The sequence below is a fragment of the Cysteiniphilum sp. 19S12-1 genome (genome assembly GCF_052030685.1).
Taxonomy (GTDB): Bacteria; Pseudomonadota; Gammaproteobacteria; order Francisellales; family Francisellaceae; genus Caedibacter.
Genome location: NZ_JBQAJM010000090.1, coordinates 1 through 818 on the forward strand (window position 1 = coordinate 1; position 818 = coordinate 818).

The following is an 818-nucleotide window of genomic DNA, read 5'->3' on the forward strand; positions in this document are numbered from 1 at the left end:
ATCCGCAGCTTCGGTGTATCGCTTAGCCCCGTTAAATCTTACGCGCAAGCCGACTCGACCAGTGAGCTATTACGCTTTCTTTAAAGGGTGGCTGCTTCTAAGCCAACCTCCTGGCTGTCTATGCCTTCTCACATCGTTTCCCACTTAGCGATAACTTGGGGACCTTAGCTGGCGGTCTGGGCTCTTTCCCTCTCCACGACGGACCTTAGCACCCGCCGTGTGTCTCCTGTGATTCAACTTCGTCGTATTCTAAGTTTGCATCGAGTCGGTAAGGTCGCAAAACCCCCCTAGTCGAAACAGTGCTTTACCCCAACGAGTCATCCACAAGGCACTACCTAAATAGTTTTCGGGGAGAACCAGCTATCTCCGCGCTTGATTAGCCTTTCACTCCGATCCACAACTCATCCCATAATTTTGCAACATTACCGGGTTCGGTCCTCCAGTTGGTGTTACCCAACCTTCAACCTGGTCATGGATAGATCGCGTCGGTTTCGGGTCTACTCCTAGCGACTAGGCGCTCTATTAAAACTCGCTTTCGCTACGGATCCCTTATTCAGTTATCCTCGCCACTAAAAGTAACTCGCTGACCCATTATACAAAAGGTACGCCATCACATCTCTTAAAAATGCTCTGACTGCTTGTACGCAAACGGTTTCAGGTTCTATTTCACTCCCCTTATCGGGGTTCTTTTCGCCTTTCCCTCACGGTACTGGTTCACTATCGGTCAGTCAGTAGTATTTAGCCTTGGAGGATGGTCCCCCCATCTTCAAACAGGATTTCACGTGTCCCGCCCTACTTATTCGTATACCTAGTTCCAC

The 818-nt window shown here is 49.8% G+C and carries 1 rRNA gene; it reads right to left on the reverse strand.

Going from position 1 to position 818, the window contains the following annotated elements:
* Positions 1–818: ribosomal RNA gene (locus tag ACTS4L_RS11360) — 23S ribosomal RNA — on the reverse strand; the annotation flags it as partial.